Genomic DNA, 3,745 nt, shown 5'->3' with positions numbered 1-3,745 from the left:
TCCTCGTTGACCTTGAAGCCGGCAATGGCGCGATCGGCCAGCAGGCGGGCGCTGTTGCCCAGTAGCTGAATGCTTTGCAGCAGGTTGTAGGCAATCACCGGGAGCATGACATTGAGCTGGAAGTTTCCGGATTGGCCGGCGACGGTGATGGTGGTGTCGTTGCCGATTACCTGGGCGCTGACCATGGCGGCGGACTCGGGAATCACCGGGTTGATCTTGCCCGGCATGATGGAGCTGCCCGGTTGCAGGGCGGGCAGTTCGATCTCGCCGAGGCCCGCCAGCGGGCCGCTGTTCATCCAGCGCAGATCATTGGCGATTTTCATGGTCGTGACGGCGACGGTCTTGAGCTGGCCGCTGACTTCCACCGCCGTGTCCTGGCTGGCCAGACCGACAAACGGGTTGGCCATGGCGCTGAAGTCGATCGCGGTCTGGGTTTTCAGTTCATCGGCCACGCTCGAGCCGAAATCGGTGTGGGCGTTAATGCCGGTGCCCACGGCGGTGCCGCCCTGCGGTAACGCCTGCAGGCGGGGCAGGCTGTTTTGCAGCCGCGCGATGCCGTCGCGAATCTGATCGCGCCAGGCATTGAGTTCCTGTTGCAGGGTGATAGGCATGGCATCCATCAGGTGGGTGCGGCCGGTCTTGACCACATCTTTGAGTTCATTGCCCTTGTGATCGAGGGTTTCGGCCAGGTGCTGTAACGCCGGCAACAGTTGCTCGTGAATTTCCAGCGCGGCACTGACCTGCAGGGCCGTGGGAATCACATCGTTGGAGCTCTGGCTCATGTTGACGTGATCGTTGGGGTGTACGGTCAGATTGTCGTCGCTGGCCAGGTGCGCGATCACCTCGTTGGCGTTCATGTTGGTGCTGGTGCCCGAGCCGGTCTGAAAGACGTCGATGGGGAAGTGCGCGTCAAACTCACCGGCAGCGACCTGCAGGGCGGCCTGTTGAATGGCGTCGGCCCGGGCATCGTCCAGCAAGCCGAGTTGCCGGTTGGCCCCGGCGCAGGCGTGCTTGACCAGGCCCAGGGCACGGATGAAGGCGCGCGGCAGGGGCAGCCCGCTGACCGGGAAGTTGTCCACCGCGCGCTGGGTTTGCGCGCCGTACAGGGCATCGGCCGGGACGCGCAGTTCACCCAGGCTGTCTTTTTCGGTTCGGTAGTCCTGGCTCATAATGTTTCCTGTGCGGCTGATTCGCGAACTTCCCAGTCGCGGATTTTTTCTTCCACGACGCGCCATTTCTCGTCCGGCTCCAGCTCCAGCATGATGTCCTTGTTCAACACCACCGCTTTGCCGTTGCGGGCGGAGAGGGTCTCTTCCACCTGGAAAGCGACCCGGCGCAGGGCCTGGGTCTTGATTCTAACCACTTTATAATTGAGGTGGGCGAGCAGATCGTGCTCGAATTCGTTTTTGCGCCGCTGGCGCCAGCCGTCGTAGTCGATCGTCTCATGGCCGGGCACCCCGTAGACCCGGACATGGGGCGAGACGAGGGACATATGTTTTTCCAGATCCTGCGTGGCCACGGACTTGCTCATGTTGTCGAGCCACTGATAGATCGCTTGTTCCTGAGACATGCTATAAAACCCGATTTGTCTGACGGTGTGAGTGTTTGTCCGGGTCGGGTCGATCCTGTTGCAGGATGCCAACCGGTCCACAGTTTTTAATTTTAGTTGCTGATTTTAAAGGATAATTGCGTCTTTGTAATCCGCCTGTCACCGGGATTTTTCTTGACCTTGTCGCATAAAAAGTCGATCATACGCGGCTTTGAATTGGGGGATGGGGTAGAATACCCGTAACATCTTCATTTAGCTGCAAAAAATATAGACAAGGATCCCTATGAAAGACGCGGACAAAAAACGCCTGTTGCGGGAAATGATGTTCTACCGCCGCTTCGAGGATCGCACGTTCGAAGCCTATATGGAACGCAAGGTCGGTGGCTTTTTGCATCTCTACTCCGGCCAGGAAGCGGTGGCCACAGGAGTCCTGGAGATGGCCAATGTCGGCAAGGGCCAGGAAAACGATTACGTCATCACCGGCTATCGCGATCATATTCACGCCATCAAGACCGGCGCGCAACCGCGCGAAGTCATGGCGGAACTCTATGGCAAGGAGACCGGTTCCTCGAAGGGACGCGGTGGCTCCATGCATATCTTCGATGCCAGCCAGAATTTCATGGGCGGTTACGCGCTGGTTGGCCAGCCATTTCCGCTGGCCGCCGGCCTGGCGCTGGGCGCCAAGCACAAGGGCACCGACCAGATCGCCATCTGTTTTCTGGGTGACGGCGCCAACAACCAGGGCACCTTCCACGAGACCCTGAACATGGCCTCGGTCTGGGAACTGCCGGTGCTGTTCGTGTGCGAGAACAACCTGTACGCCATCGGTACCCACATCGATCGTTCCACCGCCGTGCGCGATCAGTACAAGCGTATCTGCGCTTACGATATGAAAGCCAGCCAGCACGACGGCATGGATATCGACACCGTGATGGAAGCGTCCAAGGAAGCCATCGATTACGTGCGCAAGGAACAGAAACCTTATTTCATTGAATTTATGACCTACCGCTATCGCGGCCACTCCATGTCCGACGCCAAGGGCTATCGCACCAAGGACGAGGAAGAAGTGTGGATGGAGCGCGATCCGATTCGCCTGTATGGCGATCGCCTGATCGAAGCCGGCCTGGTCAGCAAGGACGACCTCAAGCAATGGGACAAAGAGATCGGTGACGAGATCGAAAACGACATCATCAAGTTCGCCGAAGAGAGTCCGGAGCCGAAGGTCGAGGATCTGAACAAATACGTACTGGACGATAACCCGGATCCGCGCTGGGTCGGGCCACTGCATAAATAACGAGGATTGATAACAATGGCAGAAACGGCATATTGGGAAGCGATTCGCCGGGCCCACGATGAAGAGATGGCGAACGATCCGATGGTGATCGCCATGGGCGAGGACATCGGCGTCGTTGGCGGCACCTACAAGGCCACCTCCGGCCTGTACGACAAGTACGGTCCGCAGCGCATCATCGATACCCCCATTTCCGAGAACTCCTACACCGGGATCGGCATCGGTGCCTCCATGGTCGGCATGCGTCCGGTCATCGAGATCATGTCCATCAACTTCGCGCTGCTGGCGCTGGACACCCTGATCAACGCCGCGGCGAAAATCCGCTACATGTCCGGCGGCCAGCTGCAGTGCCCGATCGTCATGCGCACCCCGGGCGGCACCGCCCATCAGCTGGCGGCCCAGCACTCGGCCCGCCTGGCGCGCATGTTCATGTCCACCTCCGGCCTGCGCGTGGTCACCCCGCGCGGCCCGCTGGACGCCTACGGCATGCTCAAGTCCGCGATTCGCTCCAACGATCCGGTGATCATCATCGAGCACGAGCAGATGTATAACCTCAAGGAAGAGATTCCCGACGAGGAGTACTTCCGTTCGCTGGAAGGCGCCGAGGTCGTGCGTGAAGGCAGTGACATTACATTAATCGGTTACAACTTCAGCGTGCACCTGTGCCTGGAAGCGGCCAAACGCCTGGAAGCCGACGGCATCAGCGCCGAGGTGGTCGACCTGCGCGCGCTCAAGCCGATCGATCGCGAGACCATCCGCACCTCGGTCGAAAAGACCCACCGCGTGGTCGTGGCCGAGGAAGACGAGGCCCCGGTCGGCGTCGGTTCGGAGATCATCACCGGCATCATCGAGGACTGCTTCTTCGCCCTCGATTCCCAGCCCGTGCGTATCCACGCCGCCGACGT

The 3,745-nt window shown here is 59.8% G+C and carries 4 protein-coding genes; 2 read left to right on the top strand and 2 right to left on the bottom strand.

Annotated features, from left to right (window positions below; all coding sequences use genetic code 11):
* Together RI563_RS11935 and RI563_RS11930 are read right to left on the bottom strand one after the other, a co-directional pair.
* Positions 1 to 1,169: class II fumarate hydratase (locus RI563_RS11935; RefSeq protein WP_310694607.1), on the bottom strand; the 1,169-nt coding region annotated here is incomplete at its 3' end.
* A complete protein-coding gene (locus tag RI563_RS11930; RefSeq protein ID WP_310694606.1) occupies positions 1,166 to 1,570 on the bottom strand; it encodes a hypothetical protein in 405 nt (134 codons plus the stop codon). The genes RI563_RS11930 and RI563_RS11935, both read right to left, overlap by 4 nt.
* A 262-nt stretch (positions 1,571 to 1,832) precedes the next feature.
* Here RI563_RS11930 and pdhA point away from each other — a divergent pair, with 262 nt between their 5' ends.
* Both pdhA and RI563_RS11920 read left to right on the top strand, forming a co-directional pair.
* Positions 1,833 to 2,843 (top strand): pyruvate dehydrogenase (acetyl-transferring) E1 component subunit alpha, encoded by a 1,011-nt coding sequence (pdhA, locus tag RI563_RS11925; protein ID WP_310694605.1) that lies wholly within the window; start codon positions 1,833 to 1,835, stop codon positions 2,841 to 2,843.
* 15 nt (positions 2,844 to 2,858) lie between these two features.
* On the top strand, positions 2,859 to 3,745 hold an 887-nt coding region (locus tag RI563_RS11920), incomplete at its 3' end, for a pyruvate dehydrogenase complex E1 component subunit beta (RefSeq protein WP_310694604.1).

The sequence above is a fragment of the Thiohalophilus sp. genome (genome assembly GCF_031581315.1).
Lineage (GTDB): Bacteria > Pseudomonadota > Gammaproteobacteria > UBA6429 > Thiohalophilaceae > Thiohalophilus.
Note: the sequence above shows the minus strand (reverse complement) of the source record. Positions and strands in the feature narration are given on the sequence as shown.

What these genes read in the sequence shown, in the direction of transcription:
- RI563_RS11930 (WP_310694606.1), bottom strand. Translation starts at nt 1,570, where the DNA reads ATGTCTCAGGAACAAGCGATCTATCAGTGGCTCGACAACATGAGCAAG.
- pdhA (WP_310694605.1), top strand. Translation starts at nt 1,833, where the DNA reads ATGAAAGACGCGGACAAAAAACGCCTGTTGCGGGAAATGATGTTCTAC.